We start from the raw sequence: 24,242 nt of genomic DNA, 5'->3' as shown, positions 1-24,242 counted from the left end.
TCCCGCCGGAGCAGCCGTCAGAAGAGCGGCTCAGGGGGCGTGTCCGTCCGGCTCAAGGGCCGCATAGGCGGCGTGGGACGACCCTGGGCCGCGGCCGTGAGGGGCCAGCCCGCGGCCAAGTGGGCGTCCAGGAGCACCACGTCACCGGCGGCTTCCGGCAGCCGTACGTAGAGGTCGGCCCCCGCCACCGCCTCCACGGTGCCGCCGAGGGCGGTGCCGGGGCGGAGGCCGGACACCGCGGCTGAGGCGCGCGGTGGACGTGGTTCCAGCCCGAACACGGCGGCGTGGTCAACTACTTCGAACGGGCACGGGGCCAGTGTGTCGCGCCAGTCGGGCACGGCGAAGGCGGCGTCGCGCACCGCGCGCAGCTCCGCGTGCCGTACGTCCGGCGGTGACGGCGTGTCACGGGCAGCGCGCTTCGCGGCGGTGCTCACCCGGTCGGGCACGCCGAGGGCCGTGCCGAGTACGGACTCCGCGCGCCGGGCAGCGATCAGCGGTCCCCGGCCGAGGAACGAGAAGCACACGGCGGCCTGTTCGAGCAGGCGGGCGGAGCCGCGCTCGGCGGCGGTGATGCCGACCTTGCACAACCCGGACCCGAACCAGGCCAGATACAGCGCATAGGGCCGCGGGTCGTCCAGCCGGGTGTCGGCCGCCACCGACCGCGAGCGGTCCAGGGCCGCGCACTCCTCGCACTGGTCGCGCCGGGCCTGCGGCGGCAGCGTCCGTGCCCGCGGGCACGGCGTCCACCGGCCGGACCGCCACACCCCCAGGCACAGCCGTTCCGCGTCCGGTTCCACGGCGAGGGCCAGCGGCTCGCCCAGGCGCACGGGACTGCTCCGGTCGCCGTGCCCGGGGTGCCACCATGCCCAGGCCGGGCCGTCGGACCGCCATCGCAGACCAGTGCACCGCCACATGATCCGCATGCTAGGCGCAGCCACTGACAGCCCGCGTACTCCCCAGGGGGTAGCCCCGGTGCCGCTGGCCGTACGACGACCCGGCGGCCCCCGGCGACCAGGCTCGGTGACGGCACACGATCCGCCGTCACCAAGGAGATGAGTCCGCATGGACACCACCGCACTGATCACGCTCGCCGACCACTGGGACGGCGGCGGCCCCGGCCCCTGGATCCTGTTCTTCCCGCTGATCTGGGCCGCCGTCATCGCGGGGGTCATCCTGCTGCGCCGTACCCTCTGGCGCACGGCCGGGCGCGGGAGCGGCCCGTGGCACACCCGCGCCGCACTCACCGAGCACTCGCCCATCGCGATCCTGGGCCGCCGGTTCGCCTCCGGGGAGATCGACGAGGACGAGTACTGGCGCCGTCTGTCCGTCCTGGACGAGCAGTTCGGCCGCGGAGCCAAGGGCGGCGACCGATGAGCGCCGCCCGCGTCGTCGACGCGGTCAAGACGTACGGAACGGGCGACGCGCAGGTCCGGGCGCTCGACGGCGTCACCGTCGACTTCCCCGCGGGGCGCTTTACGGCAATCATGGGGCCGTCCGGATCCGGCAAGTCCACGCTGATGCACTGCGCGGCGGGGCTCGACACCCTCAGCTCCGGCAGCGCCTTCATCGGTGACACGGAACTCGGCACCTTGGGCGACCGGCAGTTGACGTTGCTGCGCCGGGCACGGATCGGCTTCGTCTTCCAGGCGTTCAACCTGGTGCCGACGCTCGACGTCGCGGAGAACATCACGCTCCCACTGGACCTGGCCGGTGCCCGGCCCGACCGCGCCTGGGTGGACGCGCTCATCGACGTCGTGGGCCTGGGCGACCGCCTGCGCCACCGCCCGGCCGAGCTCTCCGGCGGCCAGCAGCAGCGGGTCGCCGTCGCCAGGGCGCTGGCCGGCCGCCCCGACGTGGTCTTCGCCGACGAGCCGACCGGGAACCTCGACTCGCGCTCCGGGGAGGAGGTGCTGCGGCTGTTGGGCCGCGCCGTCCACGAGATGGGCCGCACGGTCGTCATGGTCACCCACGACCCGGTCGCCGCGGGCCACGCCGACGAGGTGGTCTTCCTCGCGGACGGGCGCCTGGTGGACCGGATGCCCGACCCCACCGCGCAGAAGGTGCTGGACCGGATGAAGGCCTTCGACGGCACCAGGAGCCCGGACTCCCGCCTGCCCATGGCCCAGGGGGCGGGGTCGTGAGCGGTTCCGCACGCGCTTCGCTGCGCCTGAGCCTGTCGTCCCTGCGGGCCCACAAACGGCGCTTCGCGGGCACCTTCGCGGCGGTGTTCCTCGGCGTCGCCTTCCTGGCGGGCACCATGGTCATGGGCGACACCCTGAAGGCGAGTTTCAACAGCCTGTTCACGAATGCCAACACCGGTGTCTCCGTCGTCGTGCGCAGCGCGGACGTCGTGACCGTCCCGGGGGAGGGGCTGGGCACCCGGGAGCCCGTCGACACCTCCCTCACCGCGCGGCTGCTCGGCGTACCCGGCGTGGCGGCCGCCGCCCCCGACATCGAGGGCGCGGGGCAGCTCATCGGGGGCGACGGGGAGCCGATCGGGGGACAGGGACCGCCCACCCTCGCCGGGAACTGGATCGACGACCCGGAGCTCAACCCGTACGCCCTGGCCGAGGGCAGGGCCCCCGGGGCGGCCGGGGAGGCCGTGGTCAACCGCGGAGCCGCCAGGACGGGCGGCCTGCACATCGGTGACACCACGGTGCTGCGCACACCGGACCCCGTTCGGGTGAAGATCGTGGGCCTGGTGACGTTCGGCGGTGAGGACGGCATGGGGCAGACCACCTTCACCGGTCTCGCCCGGGCCGACGCCGAGCGGTATCTGATGCCCGGGCCCGGCAAGGCGTCCGCCATCAAGGTGCGTGGCGGACCGGGGGTCGGCCAGCGGCAGCTCGCCGACCGGGTGACGCGCTCGCTGCCCGCCGGGGTGGAGGCCGTCACGGGACAGCAGGCGACCGACGAGAACCTCGACCAGGTCTCCGGCCGCTTCCTGTCGCTGTTCACCACGCTGCTCACGGTGTTCGCCGGTATCGCGCTCCTGGTGGCGACCTTCAGCATCCACAACACCTTCGCGATCGTCGTGGCCCAGCGCACCCGCGAGAACGCCCTCCTGCGGGCGCTCGGGGCCTCCCGCCGCCAAGTGGTCGGCGCGACGCTCACGGAAGCCGTCGCCGTTGCCTGTGTCTCCTCCCTGGCCGGGCTGCTCGGGGGGATCGGCATCGCCGCCGGACTTCAGGCGCTGTTCCCCGCGGTCGGCTTCCCGTTCCCCGACGGAGGGCTGGTCGTCCACGCCGCCGCGCTGGCCGTGCCGTTCGCCGTCGGGCTGGTCGTGTGCGCCGGCTCGGCACTGGTGCCGGCCGTCCGCGCGGGCCGCACCGCCCCGCTCGCGGCACTGCGGGAGACCGCGGTGGACCACTCCGGCGCTTCCCGGGGCCGGGCCGTGCTGGGCGCACTGCTCGGCGCCGCCGGTGCCGCGCTGACGGTCGCGGGAGCGACGGGTCCGAACGTGTGGCTCACGGCCGCGGGCGCGGCCTCGGTCGTCGTGGCGTTCGTGGTGCTCGGCCCGGTCGCCTCCTCCTACGCCGTACGGGTCCTGGGAGCGCCGGTGGCCCGGCTGAGGGGGGTGACGGGCGCGTTGGCACGCCGCAACGCCCTGCGCAGTCCGAAGCGCACGGCGGCCACGGCGACCGCGCTCATGATCGGCGTCGCTGTGGTGTCCCTCTTCACCGTGTTCGGCGCCTCGCTCAAGGCGACCATGGACCAGACCGTCGCCCGCACCTTCGCGGGCGATGTCGCGGTGACGGCGTCCGGCTTCGGAGCGGGGGCCAACGGTCTGAGCCCGGGGCTCGCCCCGGCGGTGGCCGCGCTCCCCGAAGTCGCGACCGCGGTCGGGCTCGGCAAGGGTGTCGCCGAAGTCGACGGCGGTGGGCGGCAGCTGACCGTCACCGACCCGGGGGCGCTCTCCCGGGTCCTGGACCTCGGCGCTGTCGACGGCTCGCTTCGTGCCCTGGGACGCGACGGCATCGCGGTCTCCCGTCACGAGGCCGACAGGCGCGGCTGGACGCGGGGCAGCACCACGGTGCTCGCGTTCGCCGACGGCGACCGGCAGACGTTCACCGTGCGCGCGGTCTACCAGGAGGCAGGGCTCACCGGCGACTACGTCATCACGCGCGCCGCTTGGGCGCCGCACAAGGTGCGGGATTCCGACAACCTCGTCGCGGTCGCCTTCAAGGACGGCGTCACCACGGACGAGGGCAAGGCCGCGGTCGCGAAGGCCGCCGCCCGCTACGGCAACCCGCGGGTGCAGACCCGAGCGGAGTACGCGGACTCCGCCGCCTCGGGCGTCGACATCATGCTCACCCTGGTCTACGCACTGCTTGCGCTGGCGGTGCTGATCGCCCTGCTCGGCATCGCCAACACGCTCACCCTCGCCGTCCACGAACGCACCCGTGAGCTCGGGCTGTTGCGGGCGGTGGGCCAGACGCGGGCACAACTGCGCGCCATGGTGCGCTGGGAGAGCGTGCTCGTCGCGGCCTTCGGCACCGCGGGCGGACTGGGCCTCGGCGCGTTCCTCGGCTGGGCCCTGGTGCGGGCCTCGGACAGCGCCGGCACCGGGGCCTTCGCGGTGCCCCCGGTGCAGCTCGCCGTCGTCCTCCTGGTCGGGTTGGTGGCCGGCGTCCTGGCCGGCTGGCGTCCGGCCCGCCGGGCCGCCCGTCTGGACGTACTCCGGGCCATCGCCGCGGAGTGACTCCGCGGGCGACGGCCTCGTGGTCCACGGCCGCCGTGCCCCACCCGGGGTGCGGCGGCCGCGTGGGTCACACCAGCAGCGGTACGGCGTCCGCGGCCTCGCGCCCGGCCTCGGGGGTCCAGCCCTCGGACGGCTCCGGCAGGGCGGTCTCCGCACGCGGCGAGAGCTTGCGCGCGGCCATCGCCGTCGGCTCGGCGTGCTGCCGCGCCGGGACCGTGGTCTCCGCGCGCAGGGTGAACCACACCACCTTGCCGCCGTCGGGCAGCGACTCGGTCCCCCAGCTGTCACTCATCGAGACGACCATGGCCAGGCCGCGGCCGCAGGTGGCCAGCGGTTCGAAGTCACGGACGCGCGGCAGACGCGGATCGTTGTCCGAGACGGCGACGGTGAGCCACCCCGACGCAAAGCTCAGCTCGACGGAACAGCGCTTGTCCGGCCGGGCGTGCCGGTGGACGTTCGCGAGCAGTTCGGTGATACCCACCAGGGTGGGGTCTATCAGGGGATGCAACCGCCAGTACCGCAGCTGAGCGGCCACGATACGGCGGACCTGCTGGATCCGGGATGGCAGTGCCTCCAGCTCCAGAGCGCACTGCCGGTGGTTTCCTTCGGTGCTGATCACGGCTGCGACTCCCTCCGCGGGAGAGCGCGACCCCTTTGACCGGGGCCGTGCCCCGCCCCGCATGGAATGGGAACACCTTTGCGGGATTGCTGTGAGTGACTGCTGCAGTGACTCCGTGATGCCCCTACAGGGTCACCCCGATGGATGCGGTCCGCAACTCCGTGTACGCGGAGAGTCCCATTCCGTTCCGGGTCAGTGGTGATTGGTGACCTTTTGTCGGGCCGTGTGCAGTGCTTCCATGAAGCGGCTCGCCGAAGTGGCGCCCTGCTGGCGCAGAGTGAGCAGGTATCCGGTTCCGTTCAGCCTGGCCAGGGTCCGCCGCTTCACGGCGAAGCGCGTGGTCAGCGCCCGTACGTCCTCCACCGGGGCGCTGTCGATCTCCCGGCCGCGGCTGGTGAGCAGCACCAGCCGGCCGTCGCGGATCAGGACCTGCCCGCCGCGGGTCAGCGAGCGCAGGCGCCGTCCGATGCGCACTCCTGTCGCGGTGAACTCCGCCTCGGCCACGGTGATCCCCTCCTCGGTCCGAAGGAAGTCTGCCCGGCCCGGACCGGCGCGCACCAGGGGCTGCCTATGATCGGCACCACAGGACGGAAGGAAGGCGAGCGGGTGAGCACCATCGAGCAGGGCGACGACGGGACGGGCGCGGGCGCGGGGGCGGCCGTGCCGGTGGCGTCCACGCTGGACGTGGACCGCACCGATCCCGCGTACCGCGCCTGGCTGAAAGACGCCGTGCGCAAGGTACAGGCCGACGCCAACCGCTCGGCCGACACGCATCTGCTGCGCTTCCCGCTCCCCGAGGCGTGGGGCATCGATCTGTACCTCAAGGACGAGTCGACCCACCCGACCGGCAGCCTCAAGCACCGGCTCGCCCGCTCCCTGTTCCTCTACGGCCTCTGCAACGGCTGGGTCCGGCCGGGCAAGCCGGTCATCGAGGCGTCCAGCGGCTCGACCGCCGTGTCGGAGGCGTACTTCGCCGCGCTGATCGGGGTGCCCTTCATCGCGGTCATCCCGCGCACCACGAGCTGGGAGAAGCAGCGGCTCATCGAGTTCCACGGCGGGCAGTGCCACCTGGTCGACGATCCGCGCACGGTGTACGAGGTGTCCGCCCGCCTGGCGCAGGAGACCGGCGGCCACTACATGGACCAGTTCACCTACGCCGAACGCGCCACGGACTGGCGCGGCAACAACAACATCGCGGAGTCGATCTACCAGCAACTGCGGATGGAACGGAACCCGTGCCCCGCCTGGATCGTGGCCACGGCGGGTACCGGCGGCACCTCCGCGACCATCGCGCGGTACGTCCACTACATGCAACTCGACACCCTTGTGTGCGTGGCCGACCCCGAGAACTCGGTCTTCTTCGACGGCTGGGTGAGCGGCGACGACTCCGTTGCCTGTGAACGCGGTTCCCGCATCGAGGGCATCGGCCGCCCCAGGGTGGAGCCGAGTTTCGTTCCCGGTGCCATCGACCGGATGATGAAGGTGCCCGACGCCGCATCGGTCGCGGCGGTGCGCACCCTGGCGGCGGCCATCGGGCGCAAGGCGGGCGGTTCGACCGGGACCGGACTGTGGAGCGCCTTCAAGATCGTTTCCGAGATGGTCGCCGCCGGCCGCACGGGCAGCGTCGTCACGCTCATCTGCGACCCGGGCGACCGGTACCTGGACAAGTACTATTCCGACGCGTGGTTGGCCGAACAGGGGCTCGACATCGCGCCGTACTCCGCCACCATGGAAGCGTTCCTCGCCACGGGCGTCTGGCGGGGCTGAGGCTTACGTCCGTTCCGTTCTGTGACGTCGTGGTCACCTGAGCGCCGCCGGAGTTCCGTATTCCCTTCCCCGTGCGCTCTTAGTTTCCGTGTATGACGATCTCTCAGGCGGCACCTCCGGCGGTCGTCCCGGCGTCCTCCGCCCCCGGGGCGGCTCCCGCGGTGGCCACCCGCGACGGCCGGCGTCGTATGCCCCCTCCGGTGCGACTCGTGGTGCAGGCCTGCGTGTCGCTGGCCGCACTCGTCGCGCTCTGCGCGGCCACGGTGATCGGAGCCCTCGCCGTGCGGTCCGACGCGGAGCAGTTGCGCGACGCTTCGGCGCAGCGCGCGTCCGCCGCCGCCGAACTGCGCTTCTGCCTGGCCGACCTGGACGCGCAGCGGGCCAACCAGCTGGTGCCCGGCTTCGACCCCAACGACAAGGAGGTCGTGGTCGGCAACCGCCTGGTGGCCCTCATCACCGCCCATGAGCGCCGCGCCGAGATCAGCGACCTGCTGCGGCAGCTCGGCGGCGACGACGCACACGCGAACCAGGTGCGGGACCTCCTGAACGCCCTCGGCCGCTACGACGACGCCAGCGGTCGTGCCGCCTACCTGGACGAGAGGAAGCCCGATCGCCAGGCCGGCTACCCTCCGCGGGACGCGTTGGACTTCTCCGCCGAGGCCGGCGAGATCATGCACAGTCAGCTGCTCCCCGAGGCGGCCGCGTTGGCGAAGGCCTACGACGAGCAGGCCGGGGACGACGCGCGGGCGGCCAAGGACACGGCGTTGCGCTCGGCACTCACCGTCGGCGGGCTGGGCCTGATCGCCGTGCTGATCCTGGTGTGGTGGCAGCGCGACCTGGCCCGCCGCCACCGCCGTCTGTTCAACCCCGCGCTCGTGGTCGCCACCGCGGCGGCCCTGGCCGTCACCCTCGCCGGAGTGGTGTCCTTCACGTCCGCCGTCGACGACCTGGAGGCAGGTGTGTCGGACGGGCTCCGGCCCTGGTCCCGGCTGGCCGAGGCGCGGGCTGTCGCGGCCGAGTCGGCCGCCGCGCAGAGCCGCTGGGTGGTCAATGACGCCGATCCCGTGCGGCGCACCGAACTTGACGCCCTCATGAAGAACCTGGACGGGCTGCTGGCGCCGGGCACGTACGCCTCGGCCGCGGAACGGCCCGCCTATGCCGACGTCGCCACGCGCTACGGCCACTTCCGGGCGGACGACCGGGAACTGCGGACCCTGATGGCCGCCAACAAGGTCCCCCGTGCCGTGGAAGTCCTCACCAATGTCGGGGGCAACACCGTCGGCTTTGACTTCTGGGACTTCGCCACCACCCTGGAGCGGCTCACGCAGGCGCAGCAGGCCGACTTCGTCACCCGCACCTCGCAGGCCCGTGCGGAGCTGGACGGCTGGCCCGCGATCCCACTGGGGGCGCTGGGACTCGCCGCGGTGCTTGTCCTGGCGGGCGTCCGTCCACGACTGGCGGAGTACAGGTGAAGCCTGGGAGAACACCACCATCGGCAGTTGTGGGGAACGTGTGTTCGTTGGTACAAACTGCTGACCCTTTCGACTTCTCTTGTTTGGAAGAGCACCGGTGAACGCCACCCAGCCGAACCCCGACGACATACCCTCCGTGCCCGACGACGTGTGGGACCGGTTCGTCGGTGACACGGAGGCGTCCATCAGGGCTTCCGCGCCCAAGGAGCCGTCAGCCCGCGCCCGGATGGTCACCGAGCGGCTGCGCCAGCAGGACGTCCTGGCCGCGCGGGAGGCCAAACGTCGTGGCCGCGGCGCGAAGTCCGCCGCGCGGCAGGCGCAGCCCGAGCCGTGGCGCGCCGGTCCCGATCCGTTCACGGAGGAAGTGCGCAGGCCCAGGCGGCGCAGGGGGCTCGGCATCCTCGGCGTGGTGGTCGCGGTGGCCGTGCTGCTCGTTCTGCTCAACCCGGGCGCGACGCTGTCGTGGCTGCACATCTGAGGGGGCGGACTCTCCGGCCCGGGGCCGCTGCCACCTGAGACCGCACGCCCCACGGCGCTGCCGTCCGAACGGCCGCTGGTGGGCGCCACGACGCGCCGTTCACCGGTTCCCCGGCCGAGCGCTGTGCACCTGGTGCGGCGGGGATCGTGCCCCCCCCGAGGGCATGGCGGTCGACCGTCCGTCAGGCGTTCTCGCCGTGACCGTCCGTCGCGGGGCGGCCGGCCACCTCGGGGTCCCCGGCCACGATCAGATGCGAGAGATGCTCCGAGATCTCGGCGCGCAGCACCTCGGGGATGCCCGCGTCGGTGACCAGGGTGTTCACGTCCTCCAGGGTGGCGAACGAGCTCAGGCCCACCGTGCCCCACTTGGTGTGGTCGGCGATGACCACCACGCGGCGCGCGGAGCGCACGAAGCGCCGGTTGGTCTCGGCCTCCGCGAGATTGGGCGTCGACAGGCCGGCCTCGACGGAGATGCCGTGCACCCCGAGGAAGAGCAGGTCGAAGTGGAGCGAGGCGATCGCCTGGTCGGCCACCGGGCCGACCAGTGAGTCGGAGGGCGTGCGTACGCCTCCGGTGAGCACGACCGTCGCTGCTCCCTCGCGGGTGCCCCCTGCCGTTCCGGCGCCCCGGGACGCGGAGTGGAAGACGTCCGCGACGCGCACCGAGTTGGTGACGACGGTGAGGTCGGGCACGTCGAGCAGATGATGGGCCAGTGCGAACGTGGTCGTACCGCCGGAGAGCGCGATCGCGCTGCCGGGCACGACCAGCCGGGCCGCCGCGCGCGCGATGGCCTCCTTGGCCCCGAGCTCCAGTCCGGCCTTGACCTCGAAGCCGGGCTCGTGGCTGCTGGCGGGCGCGACGGGAACGGCGCCGCCGTGCACCTTCTCCACCACGCCCTGACGGGCGAGCGCGTCGAGATCGCGGCGGACGGTCATGTCGGAGACGTTGAGTCTCCGGGTCAGTTCGTTGACCCGGACCCCGCCGCGCCGCCGGACCTCGTCCAGGATCAGCGCGCGCCGCTGTTCCGCGAGCAGGTTCTGGTTGTCGCTCACCCCAGGTCCCGTCCCATCCTCCGAGGTCCCACGCCGTCCGCACCCGGCCTGTCCGGGCACCGGCGGACTCGCCATCCTTCCACGCCCGCGCACCGGTACGTGGGGGCGAGTGGCGCGGCGTGACGGGTCACACACACAACGCGCGTAACTCGATCGGGTGGGACCGGGACATACCCCTGTCCAATTCGCGTACGCGTGCCCGATTCTGAGTACGCGCGTTGCCGTACACGCATAACGGGGAAAGTACGGGAAAGTACGTGAAAACACGGGGAGGCGATCGCGATGCGGTCGGATGCGGTAAAAGCCGAGCTCTCGCTCGAACTGCTGGTGCACGGGGTCGGAGGCACGACGCCGCAGACGATGCTCAACGACCCGCGGATCACGCGGGTCTGCGGTGACGACACCGCCGGGATCTACCGCCGCGCCGACGACGCAGACGCCGAGAGCCGCCCGGGCGACTACGCGGGCGCCCCGGTCCCCGACGCCTACTCCTGGTGCAATCTGACCTCGGGGGACGGCAGTCGCGCCCTGTGGCTGCTGCTGCTCCCCTTCATGGTCGTCAATCTCGCCCACTGGATGCGGCCACCGGTCGACCACGGCCGGCTGGACCGCGCCTACGACGTGCTGATGCGGCTGCTCGCCCTGTCGCTGACCGTGCTGCTCGTGGCCGCCGCCTGCGAGGTCGCGATGGACCTGGTGGCCTGGCAGTGCGCGGGCAACGCGGCGTGCGTGGACGGGAAGAGCTGGCTGTCCTTCCTCGCGGGCGGTGAACCGGGGCGGCGCGTCGCGGCGGGTGCCGCACTGCCGGTCGGCCTCACGCTTCTGCTCTGGTGGCTGTCCCGGCACACCTGGTACGCGTACGAGTCCCAGCGCCCGCTGCCGCTCCCGACGACGGCCCAGGCGCCGTCGGCGGACGCCGATGTCACCCCGCTGTCCCGGCGCGGCTTCTGGTACGGGCGGCGGCTGGTGGCCCGGTTGCGGGCCGCGCACACCGCGGCGGGACTGCTGACGGTCGCGGTCGCGCTCGTGGTGCCCGCCCTTCAGTACGACATGGCACCGCGGGGCGGGCCGGTCCTCGCCGCTCTGGGGTGGCTGCTCACCGGGGGCCTGGCCGGGCTGACGGTGGCCGTGGTCGCGGTGACCTGCGGGATGGGCCGCAGTGAGCACGCGCCGGACGAGGCGCTGGACCCCCGGCTGGCCCGGGCGATGCTGGGCGGCACGGCCGCCGCGGTGCTCACCGCCGCCCTGTACGCCTGCTGGCACCGTCCGTGCTGGATCTCCACCGGCAGACTGCCCGTCGGGGACGCCTTCGCCTGGCTGGCGCTGCTCCAGATGCTGCTGCTGGCAGTCCTCGGCACGATCTCGCACCGGATGCACCGGGCCGGGGGCGGACAGGCCGAACTGAGCGGGCTCGCGGGCCCCGTTGTGGCGCTGCTGGCCTGCGCGCTCGGCGGAGTGCTCAGCGGCGGCATCGCCCAGCGCGTGGCGGACTGGCTCGGCCGGGGCGGGATGCCCGGCGCCGCGGGCAGCATCGTCGCGGGGCCCCCGGTCGTGCTGTCCTGGCAGGCGGCCGTCATCCCGGTGCTGCTCCTTGTGCTGGCCGTGGTCGTCGTGCTGTCCGCACGCCGTCTGTGGCATCGCGTACGGGAGTTGCTGCCCCACGTCGAGGCGGACTACCCGGGCGAGGAGCACGAGGCGGCGCGCACCCGGCAGATCGCCACGGCCCGGGCCCGGGCCGAACTCACCGATCAGGCCTCGGTCTTCATCGGGGTCACGGGAGGGGTGTCCTTCCTGCTCGGCGCGGGCGCGCTCGCCGGGGCATGGCTGAGCGACGCGGTCCCGGGCCAGGCGAGCCACGGCGCCCCGGACGTGGTGCGCACGGCGGCGCAGACCGCCCAGGCCCTGGGCTCCTGGCTGGTGGGCGCCGGCGTGGTCGCCCTGATCGCGCTGGGCCGCAGGGCGTATCGCGACGCAGGGGCGCGCCGGACGATCGGCATCCTGTGGGACGTCGGCACCTTCTGGCCACGTGCGGCGCACCCCTTCTCCCCGCCCTGCTACGCCGAGCGGGCCGTCCCCGACCTCACCTGGCGCATGACGACCTGGACCGAGGCGCACCGCGGCCCGATCATCCTCTCCGGGCACTCGCAGGGCAGCGTGCTGGCCGCGGCCGCGGTCTGGCAGCTCGACCCGGCGACCAGGGGGCGGATAGCCCTGCTGACGTATGGCTCGCCCCTGTCACGGCTGTACGGGCGGTGGTTCCCCGCCTACTTCGGCCCCGAGGCGCTTGCCGCGCTCCACCGCGACCTCCAGGCGTGGCGGAACCTGTGGCGCACTACAGACCCGATCGGCGGGCCGGTGCACTTGGACGAACCCGGGCCGCCGGTCGACCGCGGGCCGCTGCCGGACCCGGCGGCGTACGGGCGCACGGAGCACCATCCGCTGCCCGCACCGCTGCTGACGCACTTCGACTACCAGGCCGATCCCGCCTTTGCCGCGGAGCGCGGCGCCCTGCTCACGTGGGTTTTGGAGCATCAGAAGGAGGTGGTGCCCGCGCAGGCTCAGGGCAGCGGCGGCAGATCCTCCGGGTAGAGCAGCTGAAGTTCCTCGTGGCTCGGCTCGCTCACCTGGGCGAGACGGCCGGCGTGGCGTTCCACCATGGCCTCGAAGGTCTGCCGGGCGGTGCGTCCGTTGCCGAACGCCGGGCCCTTGGGGATGGCGGTGAAGTACTTGTACAGGGCCTCGGCGGCGTCGTCGGCGAGCTGGTACTCGTGCTCCTCGGCCTGCGCCTGCACGATGCGCAGGAGTTCGACGGGCGTGTAGTCGTCAAAGGTGATGGTGCGGGAGAAGCGGGAGGCGACACCGGGGTTGGCGGACAGGAAGTGCTCCATCTCCGCCGTGTAGCCGGCCACGATCACCACCACGGCGTCCCGGTGGTCCTCCATCAGCTTGACCAGGGTGTCGATGGCCTCGCGCCCGAAGTCACGCCCGGAGTCCTCGGGGGCCAGGGCGTAGGCCTCGTCGATGAACAGCACGCCGCCGCGCGCCCGGTCGAAGGCCTCCTGCGTGCGGATCGCGGTGGAGCCGATGTGCTCGCCGACCAGGTCGACACGGGCGACCTCGACCAGGTGCCCGCGCTCCAGGACGCCGAGCGCGGCAAGGATCTCCCCGTAGAGACGGGCGACGGTGGTCTTGCCGGTGCCGGGGGAGCCGGTGAAGACCAGATGCCGGCGCGGGGAGGGCGCCTTGAGCCCGGCCTTCTGGCGGCGACGGCCCACGGCGATCAGGTCGATGAGCGAGCGCACCTCGCGCTTGACGCTGTCCAGACCGACCAGGGCGTCGAGTTCGCTCAGCACCTCCTCGGAAGGGCGGCTGTCGGGGGCCGGTGTTGTGGGCGCCGAGGACGCGGGCGTGGTGAGGGTGGGCTGCACCGGCACACCGCCCAGCAGCCCGAAGGACTGCGTGGCGGGCTGCCGTTCGGCGGCGGGGGAGCCGGCGGAGGGGGCGGGCTCGGCGGGGGTGCCGAGTTCGCCGCTCTGGTCGCCCGTGCAGTCCTCGGTGACCGGGCCGGGCTCGGCGAACTCGTAACCGCCGCGTGCGCAACGTTCGGTGCGGCAGCGGGTGAGGAGGGAGCGGCACCCGTCGATGATGTGGAAGCCGTAGCCGCGGCTGCCCGTGACGCGGCACCCGGTGAAGGTGCCGCGTCCGCCGGCGGAGACGTAGAAGCCCGCCTCGGCGGGGTTGGTGACGACACATCGGTCGATGGAGGGGTCGGCGCCCTTGGTGACGATGACGCCCGTGGCGGTGTCGTCGATGGTGCAGCCGGAGAGGGTGCCGCCGCTGCCGTGGTCGCGGAACCAGGCGCCGGTGGAGGCTTCGCGGATGCGGCAGTCGTCCAGCTGCACGGTGGCGCCGTCGCTGACCGAGACGGCCGTGTTGCGGACCTGGGTGATGTCGCTGTCGACAACGTCGGCGCGCGAGCCCCGGTCCAGGACGAACAGCGCGTCCGGCACGTCGTGGACGCGGCACGACTCGAGAACGGCCGCGGCGCCGTCACTGACCCAGACCGCCGGGTAGTCGCCCTGGCTGTCGTGGATCTCGCACTGGTTGGCGTCGGCGCGGGTGCCGGGGTCCCAGACGGACAGGCCGTTGCGGCCGAAGCGGCGCACCGTGGTGCGGGTGAGCGTGAGCACCGAGCGCGAGCGCAGGTCGATCGCGTTCTCGGGGATGTCGTGGATGTCGCAGTCGGAGAGGGTGAGCACGGCGTCGGTGTCCAGCGTGATGCCGTCGCCCGTGGTGCGGTGCACCTGGCAGTCCGTGAGGTGCCCGGCGGCGCGGGAGGCGACCTGCACGCCGGTGCCCTTCACCTCGTAGATCTCGCACCCGATCGCCTCGGCGGTGGTCCCCTCACCGGTGAGGGCCAGACCCGCGCCCGAGGTGTTGCGGACTCTGCAGCGCTCCAGCCGGGGGGACGCCCCGCCGCGCACCGACACGCCGCTCTGCCCGGCCGCGACGACCTCGCAGTCCTCGAAGAGGCCGCCCGAGGCCGGCTCCAGGACGCTGATGCCGAGACCCGCGGGGTTGTCCACGGTGCAGCGGCGCACTGTCGGCCGTGCGCCGCCGCGGACCTCTATGCCCACGGCGGAGCGGGTGCTGACGCGCAGTCCGGACAGTTCGGGAGTGGCGGAGCCCTCGATCAGCAGGGCGGCCGCGGAGATGTCCTGGCCCTCGACGGACAGGTCCTGGACGGTCGCCGACGCGCAGACGGTGAGCGCGACCCCCGAGGGCGGGGCGATGCGCACCGATCCCGCGCCCTCGGCTCCGCGCAGCGTTATGGCCTTCTCCACGACGAGGTTTTCCCGGTAGGTGCCGGGGTTGATCGACAGCACGTCACCATCGGCGGCCGCTTCCAGGGCGGCGGCCAGGCTTTCGTACTCTCCCGTGCGGCGGCGCCACCGTGAGCTGCTGGTATGCGTCACCTGAACCACGCCTTGTGCCATGGAGATGCTGTGCCCCGTCCTCTTGCGCTGCGCCGACCTGGGGGCCTCCACGGTAGCGTGCGCCGGGTGCCCGTCAGCACCGAGATGGAGATGGATCACCTGCCGGACATGTCAGCCGCCGGCGCCGGCCCGTCCCCAGCTCTGTCCGGCGGCGGCCCACTCGCGTTCCCACTCCGCCAGGCGCCGTCGCATCAGGTGCCACAGGAGTGCCTGGCGTGCCATGAGCCCCAGAACGCAGGCGGCGATGAAGGTACCGATCCCGGCGAGCGTCGCGTGGGTGTCGGCGGTACCGGCGTCCAGCGGGGCCTGAGCCGGTGCGCGCCCGGCCCGGTCGGTCCACAGGGTGATCCGGTCGCCCTTGCCGCGGTCGGCCGCGATCAGTACGTGCGCGGTGCGGGCCCGGCCGTCGGCGGCGGTCCAGCGGACGACGGCGGGGCGGCGTTCCTCGCGCACCTGGCCGGACTCCGGATCGCTGTCGGACACCGCGCGGGGACCGGCCCTGAGCACCACCGCGGGGAGCTGGGTGCGCTGCGCGCGCTCGCTGCGCACGGTGTCCCTCAAGGTGCTGCCGACGGCTGTTCCCGCGGCCCAGCCCGCGGCGGGTGCGCCCAGTGCGATCACGCACGCGGAGGCGAGCGCCGCCCAGGCCTCGACGACATCCGACCGGCGGCGCAGTGGATTACGCCGCCAGCGCCATGCCAGCATGCTCACGGCCATCGCAACGCACCCCCTTCACCGTCCAAGTACCGCACACGGCACAGGACATGGGTGGCGCCGAACCGGCGGGAGAGAGCCATCTCACGCCCTGCCCGTCCGCTCGGACGCCCGGACCGCGCCACGGGCACGTGACGCGCATCACTCCATGATGGTCAACGCGTCGCCGACCCGGAGTGTTCCGGTCCCGAGGGGTACGACATTCTGTCCGAACAGCAGGCCCGTGGGGGCCCTGCGGTGCCGGGCGAGCGTCCGCAGGGGCTCCTTGCCGCGCTCCGCGGTCCGCTGGTCCGTTGTGGTGACCACACAGCGCCCGCACGGTTTCGCGACGCGGAATTCGACTTCCCCGATACGGATACGCCGCCATGTGTCCTCCGCCCATGCCTCCGTACCCGCAAGGACGGCGTTGGGGCGGAACCGGTTCATCGGGACCGGCCCCTCGCCCGCGTGATCGCCCGCGGCGATCAGTGTGTTGAGAGCGTCCAGTGACGCCTCGGTGGTGAGCAGCAGCGGAAACCCGTCCGCGAAACTCACCATTTCCCCGGGACGGGCGAAGTCCGGGTCGAGCGGGCGCCGGCGGGCCGGATCGTCGAGATGGACAAGGGTGACCTCCATGCCCAGGTACGCGCCGAACCAGGCGGCGGCCGCGGCCCCCGCGGTCACGGCCTCCACCTTGTCGCGCCAGATCGTCACCGGCGCGGTCGCCCCCGGCCCGGGCACGTCCACGGTCAACGGGTCCCGCCCCGGCGCGTGCAGCAGCAATCCGCCCTGCGGCAGCGACTCCGCGCGTGCCAGGGCCAGCCGGGGCTGCTCCCGCTGCGTGACGAACTTCCCCGCAGCGTCCACGAGCATCCACCGGCGGTCCCCGGCGAGCCCCCACGGCTCCACCGTCGCCCAGGACAGCCGCACGCCCCCGGTCGACTTGACCGGGTAGACGTGCAGTGCGCTCAGGCGTGGTGGCGGCGTCGGCGTCGTCATGCCGCCATCGTGCCAGCCGGCGCGGTCACCCACCCGTCGGCGGGGGACCGGCCGTCCGGCGCCCCGATCAGCCCGGGTAGTAGCCCTGGCCGAGGTTGCGCCGCTGCTGGTAGGGCTGCTGCTCGTCGTAGCCGCCCGGCGCCATCTGGCGCGGGGGCACGGGGCGCGGTGCCACGGGACGGGCCTGCTCGTAGCCGGCCGGGCCCTGGTACTGCTGCGGGGCCGGCGGCTGCTGCTGGTAGCCGCCGTTGAACGCCGCGGGCCGCGGAGCGGTGGCCTGCTGCGGGATGTACGGGGCGGGCGCCTGCTGCAGCGGGGGCTGCTGCTGGTAGCCGCCGGGCGCCTGGTAGCCCGCGTACGTGCTCTGGGGCGGCGCGCTCGGGGCCTGGTTGTACGAGGACGGTCCGGCGGGCAGCGCGAGGGGCGCCGCCGGCAGGGCCGGGAGATTGCTGCCGACGCTGCTGCCGACGTCGTACGCCGACGGAACGCGGATCGGCGCGATCTGGGGGGTGCCCCGCTCCGCGACAAGACTGTCGTAGATGGGCGTGTCGGGAAAGAACGGCGACGTGTAGTAGCCACCGCCGTAAGAACCGCGGGGGGAGGTCATAGCCCATAAGTTAAGCCCACGATGTGCTGGTTGGGGAGACCGATTAGCGGGTCATTTCATGTGCAGTGAGTGACCAGTGAAGCCGATTGTGATCGAAAGGGAGAAAATCGGGCCGCGGTCGCCGTTTCGATCGCGTAAAAGCCCTGGGCCTGGGGTGTTACCGGTTGTCCGCGCGGCGGTCCGGGCGGCCCTCCACGGCATTTCCGGAAGCGTTTCCATCCATTGCCCTGTGTGACGGAACGGCCACTCATTCGATCCAACAGCTCACCCGCACGAGGGAGCTGTCAAGCCCTTGGGATGACTCCGGCGAACTCCCCCGGGCCCGGGGCCCGGTGTGCCACAGTGGGCCATGCGCGTCGCCATGTTCTTCGGGCAGGCACGTCCGGCCAGGCCGGAGGAGTGGCACAAGGCCGCGGCCTCCGTCGCCGAGGTCGTGGACGTGGTCGCGGTCCGGGAGCTGACCCTGCCCGCCGTGCGCGGGCTCCCCTGTGCCGGCCGCGATCCGGAGCGGCCTCACCACTACCAGGTGGCCCTTCCGCTCGGCGGCCTCGCCGCCCGGCGGGTCACCGTCGGGAGGATCGGGGACGTCCTGCGGTACGAGACGGCCGAGTGCGGCCGCATCGACGTCCTGCACGGTCATGTCCCCGGCGCCGACGACCTCCTGCCGTGGGTCGCGCGAGCCGTGGGGCTGCCGTACGTGCTCAGCGAGGACGACGCCCGCTGGTTCGAGAGCCCTTCGCGCATGCGCCGCGGGCGGGCCCGCGCCTACCGCGAGGCCGCCTCGGTGCTCGCGGTGAGCGACGCCCTCCTGCTGCGCCTCGGCGAGCAGCGGATGCCGGGGCGCCACCGTGTCGTGCCGCATCCCGTCGGCCCCGACACCCTGCCCCGCGTCCCGGCCCGTGCGCGGATCAGCCAGGACCCGGTGCGGGTGGCCGCGACGGGGAGCTTCGGGCCGCACGAGGGATGGGAGACGCTCGTGCACGCCTTCGCCGCCGCCCGGTTGAAGGACCCCCGGCTGCGGCTGGACATCATCGCGGAGGGGCATGCCGAGGTCCCCACCGAACTGCGCGGCCTGCTGAGGCGGTGCGGGGCCGACTCGGCCGTCACCGTGCGCCGGGCGCGCGGACGTGCCGAGGCGCTGCACGCGGTTGCCCACGCCGATCTGTACGCCGTCGCCGGTGACGCCGAGAGCTTCTGCCTGCGGGCTCTGGACGCGCTGGGGTGCGGCACCCTGGTGGTGGGCCCGCGGACCGGTGCCCTGCCCGAACTCGTCGGCCACGACGGGGGCTTCCTGGTACCGCCCGGCGACCCCGCGGCCTTCGCGCACGCTCTGGTGGAGGCCGCCGCGGCACTGCCCCGGCACCAGCCGGTGGCCCTCGCCGACCGCACCCTGCGCCGGTTCGGCACGGCCGCGGTCGGCGCCCGCCTTGCCGTCGCCTACGCCGAGGCGTCCGGCCGCGCATAGGTGCGGCCTTTCCATGCCGCCCCGCGGCCGCGGTAGTGCTGCACGGCGGAGTCGACCGTCATCAGCAGATAGAGCACGGCGGTGAACGGCAGCAGCGGGACGAGCCACAGCGGCTGCCGGTAGTAGCGCACCATCGGCACATAGGTGCCGCACATCACCGCCCATGCTGCGGCTCCCGCGGCACACAGCCACCACGCTCCCGCAACCGCCCCGCCGACGGCGGCGACCGGGGGCAGCACGTAGATCAGCAGCAGCCCCAGCACCGTGCCCGCCAGCAGGGCGACGCTGTGCCGCAGTTGGGCGTACGCGCTCCGCGAGACCATCCGCCACAGTTCGGACAGCCCCGGGTAGGGGCGGACGCTGTCGACCCCGTCGGCCAGCCCGAGCCAGATCCGGCCGCCGCTTCCCTTCACCGCCCTGGCCAGTGCCACGTCGTCGATCACCGCGTGCCGGATGGACTCCGGGACACCGGCCCGCTCGACGGCCGAGCGCCGGATCAGCACGCAGCCGCCGGCCGCCGCCGCGGTCCTGGACCGGTCGCGGTTGACCCGACGGAACGGATACAACTGGGCGAAGAAATAGACGAAGGCGGGCACGATCAGCCGCTCCCAGGCGGTGGCCACCCGCAGCCGCGCCATTTGCGACACCATGTCGAGCCCATGGGCCCGCGCCGCGGCCGTCAAGTGCCGCAGCGAATCCGGGGCATGGGCGATGTCGGCGTCCGTGAGCAGTAGGAACTCCGGCGCCACGGCGGACTGCCCGGCCACCTCGATGCCGTGCCGCACCGCCCACAGCTTTCCCGTCCACCCGTGCGGCGGCGGTCCGGGCGAGAGCACCCGCAGCGGCAGTCCGCCCGTCTCCTCCGCCAGCCGCCGCGCCAGCTCGCCGGTGCCGTCCGTACTGCCGTCGTCAACGAGCACCACTTCGGCGCGGCCCGGATACCGCTGCGCCAGCACACTGGGCAGGCTGAGCGGCAGCACACCGGCCTCGTCCCGTGCCGGTACGACGACGGCCACGTCCGGCCACTCCTCGGGCCCGCCGGTGTCCGCCGGGGGGAGCGGGGGCAGCCGTACGTCCGTTCGCCAGAACATCCCCTGCGCCAGCAGCAGCCAGAGCCATGCCAGCAGCGACACCACGGTCGCCCACGTCAGCCACGTCACCCCGGCAGTCTGCCGCCACGGCCCCCGCCCGCGCGGGATTTCGCCGGCGCACTCCGCACTCCGCACCCCGCAGCCCGGCGGGCGGCGGGCCGGCCGGGCAGACAATCGGATCACGTAAAGTGGTGACCCGTGAAGATCGCGCTGATGGACTCCGGAATCGGGCTGCTCGCAGCGGCCGCCGCGCTCCGCCGGATGCGGCCCGACGCGGACCTCGTGCTCTCCTGCGACCCCGACGGCATGCCCTGGGGCCCGCGCACCCCCGAGGACGTCACCGAGCACGCGCTGGCCTGCGCCCGCGCCGCCGCGGCGCACGGCCCCGAGGCACTGATCGTCGCCTGCAACACCGCGACCGTCCACGCGCTGCCCGCGCTCCGCGCCGAGCTGGAGCCCGCCATTCCGGTCATCGGCACCGTGCCCGCGATCAAGCCGGCCGCCGCCGGGGCCCGCACCGTCGCGATCTGGGCGACCCCGGCGACCACCGGCAGCCGCTACCAGCGCGACCTGATCCGGGACTTCGGCAACGGCGCGACCGTCACCGAGGTGCCCTGCCCCGGTCTCGCCGACGCCGTCGACCGGGCCGACGAGGCCGCCACGGCCGCCGCGATCGCCGCCGCGGCCGCGCTCACCCCCGCCGACGCCGAGGCCGTCGTGCTCGGCTGCACCCACTACGAGCTCGTCGCCGACCGCATCCGGGCGGCGCTGGGCACCACGGCCCCGCTGCTCGGTTCCGCGGACGCCGTCGCCGCGCAGACCCTGCGGCGGATCGGAGCGGCGCCCGCCCCGGCCAACGCACCGACCGGCGGCCTCGCGGTCATTCTGAGCGGCCGGCCTGGCGCGATCACGCCGCAGGCCCTGGCCTACCCGGAGGGCCGTTTCCTCGCGGAGACCGCCGCGTCCGCCGCCCCGGGCACGGCTCCTGTCCTCTGACGGTCCTATGAGGGTCCACTGACGGTCCACCGCCACCGGTCCCGTTCGCACGGCTGCCATCCGCCCCGCGGATGAGTACCCTGCTCACATGACGGACGCGCAGCGTGACGACGCGCGTACACCCCAGGTGTGGACGGGCCACGCCAGCAACCGTTTCCAGTGGCTGCTGGCGGGCGTGGGCGCTGCCTGCATGGCGCTGGGCATCGAACTCGCCGTGGACTCCGCCTACACCTCGGGCGTCGCGCCGCTGATCATGTCGGTGGTGGGCTGCATCGCGGCCGGGCTCCTGGTGCTGTTCGGGACCGTCGCCTTCACCCATGTGCGGGTGAAGGTGGACCGGGACGGACTCCAGGTGCGCTGCGGCCACATCGGTGTGCCGCGCCGCAGCATCCCGTGGCACGAGATCAACGACGCCCACCTCGCGCCTCTGGTGAGCCCGCGGCACTGGGGCGGCTGGGGGTACCGCTGGCGCCCCGAGCAGGGCACGGCGGTGGTCGTCCGGCGCGGCCCCGGTGTCGTGATCGACCTGGGCAACGGGCGGCACTTCACCGTCACCGTGGACGACGCCGAGGGCGCCGTCCGGGCCATCCGCACCCGGCTGGGCCTGCGCCCGTAGGCGGACGGCCGCCCGCCCACGGATTCACCCGGGTGGCCCAGCGCGTGCCGCCGCCCGTCAGGACCGCTGCCGCCCGGTCCCCGCGCGGTGGGCGGCGATCAGGTCGCGGTACCAGGCGTAACTCGACTTGGGGGTCCGCTCGGCCCCGTTGCCGTAGTCGACGTGGACGATGCCGAAGCGCTGACCGTACCCCCGGGCCCACTCGAAGTTGTCCAGCAGCGACCAGACGTAGTAGCCGCGCACGTCCACACCCGCGTCGATCGCGGCGGCGAGCGCGTGGAGGTGGTCGCGCAGGTACGCAACCCGGTCCGGGTCGTCGACGCCGCCGTCGGCGGAGCGGACGTCGGCCTCGGCGGAACCGTTCTCCGTGATCAGGACGGGCGGCAGCGACGGGTAGCGGTCGCGCAGTTCCAGCAGGAGCGCCGTGAACGCCTCCGGGACGACCGGCCAGCCCATGGTGGTGTGCCGCGTCCCGTACGGATCGGTCTCCCGCACGCCGATGTCGACCGCCGTGCGCAGTGCCGGGTCGGCCTCGCGGTGCGGGGCGTCCTCGACGGTGAGCGGGCGGTAGAAGTTCAGGCCCACGAAGTCCAGGGGGGCGCCGATGACCTGGAGGTCGCCCTCGCGGCGGTACGAGCCGTCGGCGAGCGCGCCCCACGTCCCGGTCTCGCCCGCCGGGTAGCGGCCGGCGAACAGCGGCTCCGTCCATGTGTCGTTGTGCAGCGTGACGGCCCGGCTCAGCGCGCCCCGGTCGGCGGCGGAGTCGCTCGCGGCCTCGATGCGGTCGAGGTTGAGGGTGATGCCGATCTCGCGCGCTCCCGCCGCGCGCAGGGCCGGCACCGCGAGGCCGTGGCCGAGCAGCAGGTGGTGGGCGGCGGCGAGCGCGCCCGTGCCCTCGCGGGCACCGGGTGCGTGCCGCCCCTCGGCGTAGCCGACGAACGCCGAGCAATAGGGCTCGTTGAGGGTGATCCAGCGGCCGACGCGGTCCCCGAGCCGTTCGGCGACGACGGCGGCGTACGCGGCGAAGTGCTCGGCGGTCGCGCGGCTGCGCCAGCCGCCCCCGTCCTCCAGGGCCTGGGGCAGGTCCCAGTGGTAGAGCGTGACGGCAGGGGAGATGCCGGCCGAGAGCAGGTCGTCGGTGAGGCGGTCGTAGAAGTCGAGGCCCTTGGCATTGACCGGGCCCCGGCCGTCCGGCAGCACGCGCGACCAGGCGACGGAGAAGCGGTAGGAGCCGACGCCCAGATCCTTGAGGAGTGCGACGTCCTCGGCGTGGCGGTGGTAGTGGTCGCAGGCGATGTCGCCGGTCGCGCCGTCCGCGGTGTTGCCGGGGGTGTGGCTGAAGGTGTCCCAGATGGACGGCCCGCGGCCGTCCTCGTCGTGGGCTCCCTCGATCTGGTAGGCCGCGGTCGCGGCGCCGAAGACGAATCCGAGAGGGAAGGACGGGAGTTCGGCGGGCATGGGAAGGGGCTCCCTCGGCTCGGTGCGGATGGGGGTGCGTGCGGTTCAGTGCCGGGCGGGGCGCGGCCGCGGGCGGGGAGGTGCGACGCGCTCCGGCGCCAGCAGGACGGGGGCGATCAGCCGCGAAGCGGCGGCGGCACCGGGCGGGACGCCCTGCGCACGGGCGTCGATCGCCTCCACGGCCAGGCGGACGACCTCCGCGGACATCTCCTCCACGGGCAGTTCGACGCGGGGCAGTTCGCGTCCTCCGACGTCGTCCGGGAGGTTGCCGACCGCCACGACCGACAGGTCCTCGGGGACGCGCAGCCCCTCGGCGGTGACGGCGGCCAGGAGGTGCGGCAGCGCCGCGACGTGCTGCACGACCAGCGCGGTCGGCGGCCGTTCGCCGCAGAGCAGGGCACGGAGCACCTGCGGCAGCCGCGGGATGTCGCCGGTCGACTCGCGGACCGCGACGTCCGCGCCGGTCTCGGCCGCGGCCCGGCGGGCACCGGCGACGCCGCGGACCGCGTAGCCGCGCCGGGCCCGGAGTTCGTGGTCGGTGGTGGCGAGGAACGCCACGTCGCGGTGGCCGGCCGCCACGGCCGTGCGTACCGCCAGGGCGGTCGCGGCCTCCCAGTCCAGATCGGTCCAGGGCTCGCGGTCGCCGGCCGAACGTCCCAGCAGGGCGGTGGGGAAGGAGAGTTCGCGCAGGGCCTCGATGCGGGGGTCCTCCATCTCGACCGCCATCAGGATCGCTGCGTCGGCCTGCCGGCTGCCCGCGATCCGGCGCAGCCCGGGGACGCCCTCCCGCGCTGTCGTCAGCAGGACGTCGTAGCCGTGTGCCCGGGCCGCGTCGCTGATGCCGATGGCGAACCGCCCGTCGACGGCCCGGTACCCCCCGGCGACCCGGGGCAGCGCGAGGGCCAGGACCTGGGTGCGCGTGCTGCGCAGCGTCCGCGCGCTCGCCCGCGGGTGGTACCCCAGTTCGTCGATCGCCTGACGCACCGCGCGGCGCGTGTCCTCGGAGATCTTGCGGGACCCGCTCAGGACGTACGACACGGTGCTCGGCGCGACCCCCGCGCGCTCCGCGACGTCCTTGATCGTGGCCATGCGGTTCCTTCCGGCGGCGGATCGGTGGATCGGTCGAGTGAGGCCAAGTCGAATGAATCGAATCGATTCGACAACATCGTGATGGTAGGCCGCCACGGCGACCCGCGGCAAGTGTCTGTCCGTGGGGCCGTCGTCCGCCTAG

At 73.5% G+C, this 24,242-nt stretch carries 21 protein-coding genes; 10 read left to right on the top strand and 11 right to left on the bottom strand.

The annotated features are described in order from the left end of the window. Window positions 1–17: 17 nt before the first annotated feature. Window positions 18–914 (bottom strand): DUF2797 domain-containing protein, encoded by an 897-nt coding sequence (locus ABZ883_RS30730; RefSeq protein ID WP_360911849.1) that lies wholly within the window; start codon window positions 912–914, stop codon window positions 18–20. A 163-nt stretch (window positions 915–1,077) separates the two neighbouring features. On the opposite strand from ABZ883_RS30730, the gene ABZ883_RS30725 reads away from it, so the two are divergent. Genes ABZ883_RS30725 through ABZ883_RS30715 form a run of 3 tightly spaced genes read left to right on the top strand, consistent with a single transcriptional unit; the run spans window position 1,078 to window position 4,702 of the window. Beyond that, window positions 1,078–1,374 (top strand): SHOCT domain-containing protein, encoded by a 297-nt coding sequence (locus tag ABZ883_RS30725; protein ID WP_360911897.1) that lies wholly within the window; start codon window positions 1,078–1,080, stop codon window positions 1,372–1,374. Then, window positions 1,371–2,141 carry an ABC transporter ATP-binding protein gene (locus ABZ883_RS30720; protein ID WP_360911847.1) on the top strand — a complete coding sequence of 257 codons (771 nt, stop codon included), beginning with the start codon at window positions 1,371–1,373 and terminating at the stop codon, window positions 2,139–2,141. The genes ABZ883_RS30725 and ABZ883_RS30720 overlap by 4 nt, the downstream gene beginning before the upstream one ends. Continuing rightward, window positions 2,138–4,702, top strand: coding sequence for an ABC transporter permease (locus ABZ883_RS30715; RefSeq protein ID WP_360911845.1), 2,565 nt, complete (start codon window positions 2,138–2,140; stop codon window positions 4,700–4,702). The genes ABZ883_RS30720 and ABZ883_RS30715 overlap by 4 nt, the downstream gene beginning before the upstream one ends. 67 nt (window positions 4,703–4,769) lie before the next feature. Here the strand turns inward: ABZ883_RS30715 and ABZ883_RS30710 are convergent, their stop codons facing one another. Continuing rightward, on the bottom strand, window positions 4,770–5,321 hold the full coding sequence (locus ABZ883_RS30710; RefSeq protein WP_360911843.1) for an ATP-binding protein: 552 nt from the start codon (window positions 5,319–5,321) through the stop codon (window positions 4,770–4,772). Between the two features lie 192 nt (window positions 5,322–5,513). Further along, complete coding sequence (locus tag ABZ883_RS30705; RefSeq protein ID WP_360911841.1) at window positions 5,514–5,825, bottom strand: hypothetical protein; 312 nt, start codon at window positions 5,823–5,825, stop codon at window positions 5,514–5,516. Window positions 5,826–5,927: 102 nt separating this feature from the next. On the opposite strand from ABZ883_RS30705, the gene ABZ883_RS30700 reads away from it, so the two are divergent. The 3 genes from ABZ883_RS30700 to ABZ883_RS30690 all read left to right on the top strand — a co-directional run bounded on the left by ABZ883_RS30700 (window position 5,928) and on the right by ABZ883_RS30690 (window position 9,038). Next, window positions 5,928–7,088 carry a PLP-dependent cysteine synthase family protein gene (locus ABZ883_RS30700; RefSeq protein WP_360911838.1) on the top strand — a complete coding sequence of 387 codons (1,161 nt, stop codon included), beginning with the start codon at window positions 5,928–5,930 and terminating at the stop codon, window positions 7,086–7,088. A 92-nt stretch (window positions 7,089–7,180) separates the two neighbouring features. Beyond that, window positions 7,181–8,560 (top strand): hypothetical protein, encoded by a 1,380-nt coding sequence (locus ABZ883_RS30695; protein WP_360911836.1) that lies wholly within the window; start codon window positions 7,181–7,183, stop codon window positions 8,558–8,560. Between the two features lie 97 nt (window positions 8,561–8,657). Then, on the top strand, window positions 8,658–9,038 hold the full coding sequence (locus ABZ883_RS30690) for a hypothetical protein (RefSeq protein WP_360911834.1): 381 nt from the start codon (window positions 8,658–8,660) through the stop codon (window positions 9,036–9,038). Between the two features lie 181 nt (window positions 9,039–9,219). Here ABZ883_RS30690 and ABZ883_RS30685 read toward each other — a convergent pair whose 3' ends face one another. Next, a complete protein-coding gene (locus tag ABZ883_RS30685; protein ID WP_360911832.1) occupies window positions 9,220–10,089 on the bottom strand; it encodes a DeoR/GlpR family DNA-binding transcription regulator in 870 nt (289 codons plus the stop codon). A 282-nt stretch (window positions 10,090–10,371) separates the two neighbouring features. On the opposite strand from ABZ883_RS30685, the gene ABZ883_RS30680 reads away from it, so the two are divergent. After that, window positions 10,372–12,678 carry a hypothetical protein gene (locus tag ABZ883_RS30680; RefSeq protein ID WP_360911830.1) on the top strand — a complete coding sequence of 769 codons (2,307 nt, stop codon included), beginning with the start codon at window positions 10,372–10,374 and terminating at the stop codon, window positions 12,676–12,678. On the opposite strand, the gene ABZ883_RS30675 is transcribed toward ABZ883_RS30680, so the two are convergent. The 4 genes from ABZ883_RS30675 to ABZ883_RS30660 form a co-directional block, all read right to left on the bottom strand. Beyond that, window positions 12,648–15,086, bottom strand: coding sequence for a right-handed parallel beta-helix repeat-containing protein (locus ABZ883_RS30675; RefSeq protein WP_360911828.1), 2,439 nt, complete (start codon window positions 15,084–15,086; stop codon window positions 12,648–12,650). The genes ABZ883_RS30680 and ABZ883_RS30675 overlap by 31 nt on opposite strands. Window positions 15,087–15,197: 111 nt before the next feature. Further along, a complete protein-coding gene (locus ABZ883_RS30670; protein WP_360911826.1) occupies window positions 15,198–15,803 on the bottom strand; it encodes a hypothetical protein in 606 nt (201 codons plus the stop codon). A 138-nt stretch (window positions 15,804–15,941) separates the two neighbouring features. Continuing rightward, window positions 15,942–16,778, bottom strand: a complete 837-nt coding sequence (locus ABZ883_RS30665) for an MOSC N-terminal beta barrel domain-containing protein (protein ID WP_360911824.1) — start codon at window positions 16,776–16,778, stop codon at window positions 15,942–15,944. 67 nt (window positions 16,779–16,845) lie between these two features. Continuing rightward, window positions 16,846–17,385: a DUF6643 family protein gene (locus ABZ883_RS30660; RefSeq protein ID WP_360911822.1), complete on the bottom strand. Its 540-nt coding sequence runs from the start codon at window positions 17,383–17,385 to the stop codon at window positions 16,846–16,848. Window positions 17,386–17,734: 349 nt separating this feature from the next. On the opposite strand from ABZ883_RS30660, the gene ABZ883_RS30655 reads away from it, so the two are divergent. Next, window positions 17,735–18,850, top strand: coding sequence for a glycosyltransferase (locus tag ABZ883_RS30655; RefSeq protein WP_360911820.1), 1,116 nt, complete (start codon window positions 17,735–17,737; stop codon window positions 18,848–18,850). On the opposite strand, the gene ABZ883_RS30650 is transcribed toward ABZ883_RS30655, so the two are convergent. Continuing rightward, on the bottom strand, window positions 18,823–19,941 hold the full coding sequence (locus ABZ883_RS30650; protein ID WP_360911895.1) for a glycosyltransferase: 1,119 nt from the start codon (window positions 19,939–19,941) through the stop codon (window positions 18,823–18,825). The two genes, ABZ883_RS30655 and ABZ883_RS30650, sit on opposite strands and share 28 nt — an antisense overlap. A 198-nt stretch (window positions 19,942–20,139) precedes the next feature. Between ABZ883_RS30650 and ABZ883_RS30645 the strand changes: the two genes are divergently transcribed. Together ABZ883_RS30645 and ABZ883_RS30640 are read left to right on the top strand one after the other, a co-directional pair. After that, window positions 20,140–20,937: an aspartate/glutamate racemase family protein gene (locus ABZ883_RS30645; RefSeq protein ID WP_360911818.1), complete on the top strand. Its 798-nt coding sequence runs from the start codon at window positions 20,140–20,142 to the stop codon at window positions 20,935–20,937. An 88-nt stretch (window positions 20,938–21,025) separates the two neighbouring features. Next, window positions 21,026–21,553 (top strand): hypothetical protein, encoded by a 528-nt coding sequence (locus ABZ883_RS30640; RefSeq protein WP_360911816.1) that lies wholly within the window; start codon window positions 21,026–21,028, stop codon window positions 21,551–21,553. Between the two features lie 57 nt (window positions 21,554–21,610). Here the strand turns inward: ABZ883_RS30640 and ABZ883_RS30635 are convergent, their stop codons facing one another. Together ABZ883_RS30635 and ABZ883_RS30630 are read right to left on the bottom strand one after the other, a co-directional pair. Beyond that, the gene (locus ABZ883_RS30635; RefSeq protein ID WP_360911814.1) at window positions 21,611–23,011 is read right to left on the bottom strand and encodes a GH1 family beta-glucosidase; all 1,401 of its coding nucleotides are present in this window, start codon (window positions 23,009–23,011) and stop codon (window positions 21,611–21,613) included. Between the two features lie 45 nt (window positions 23,012–23,056). Next, window positions 23,057–24,100: a LacI family DNA-binding transcriptional regulator gene (locus ABZ883_RS30630; protein ID WP_360911812.1), complete on the bottom strand. Its 1,044-nt coding sequence runs from the start codon at window positions 24,098–24,100 to the stop codon at window positions 23,057–23,059. Between the last annotated feature and the right edge of the window lie 142 nt (window positions 24,101–24,242).

This window comes from Streptomyces sp. NPDC046977 (genome assembly GCF_040644455.1).
Lineage (GTDB): Bacteria > Actinomycetota > Actinomycetes > Streptomycetales > Streptomycetaceae > Actinacidiphila.
This window is presented reverse-complemented; position numbering and strand designations above follow the sequence as displayed.

Bases quoted from the DNA above. Each gene is read 5' to 3' on its own strand.
- ABZ883_RS30730 (WP_360911849.1), bottom strand. From the start codon at position 914: ATGTGGCGGTGCACTGGTCTGCGATGGCGGTCCGACGGCCCGGCCTGG.
- ABZ883_RS30720 (WP_360911847.1), top strand. From the start codon at position 1,371: ATGAGCGCCGCCCGCGTCGTCGACGCGGTCAAGACGTACGGAACGGGC.
- ABZ883_RS30695 (WP_360911836.1), top strand. From the start codon at position 7,181: ATGACGATCTCTCAGGCGGCACCTCCGGCGGTCGTCCCGGCGTCCTCC.
- ABZ883_RS30680 (WP_360911830.1), top strand. From the start codon at position 10,372: ATGCGGTCGGATGCGGTAAAAGCCGAGCTCTCGCTCGAACTGCTGGTG.
- ABZ883_RS30675 (WP_360911828.1), bottom strand. From the start codon at position 15,086: ATGGCACAAGGCGTGGTTCAGGTGACGCATACCAGCAGCTCACGGTGG.
- ABZ883_RS30670 (WP_360911826.1), bottom strand. From the start codon at position 15,803: ATGGCCGTGAGCATGCTGGCATGGCGCTGGCGGCGTAATCCACTGCGC.
- ABZ883_RS30665 (WP_360911824.1), bottom strand. From the start codon at position 16,778: ATGACGACGCCGACGCCGCCACCACGCCTGAGCGCACTGCACGTCTAC.
- ABZ883_RS30660 (WP_360911822.1), bottom strand. From the start codon at position 17,385: ATGACCTCCCCCCGCGGTTCTTACGGCGGTGGCTACTACACGTCGCCG.
- ABZ883_RS30655 (WP_360911820.1), top strand. From the start codon at position 17,735: ATGCGCGTCGCCATGTTCTTCGGGCAGGCACGTCCGGCCAGGCCGGAG.
- ABZ883_RS30650 (WP_360911895.1), bottom strand. From the start codon at position 19,941: ATGTTCTGGCGAACGGACGTACGGCTGCCCCCGCTCCCCCCGGCGGAC.
- ABZ883_RS30640 (WP_360911816.1), top strand. From the start codon at position 21,026: ATGACGGACGCGCAGCGTGACGACGCGCGTACACCCCAGGTGTGGACG.
- ABZ883_RS30635 (WP_360911814.1), bottom strand. From the start codon at position 23,011: ATGCCCGCCGAACTCCCGTCCTTCCCTCTCGGATTCGTCTTCGGCGCC.
- ABZ883_RS30630 (WP_360911812.1), bottom strand. From the start codon at position 24,100: ATGGCCACGATCAAGGACGTCGCGGAGCGCGCGGGGGTCGCGCCGAGC.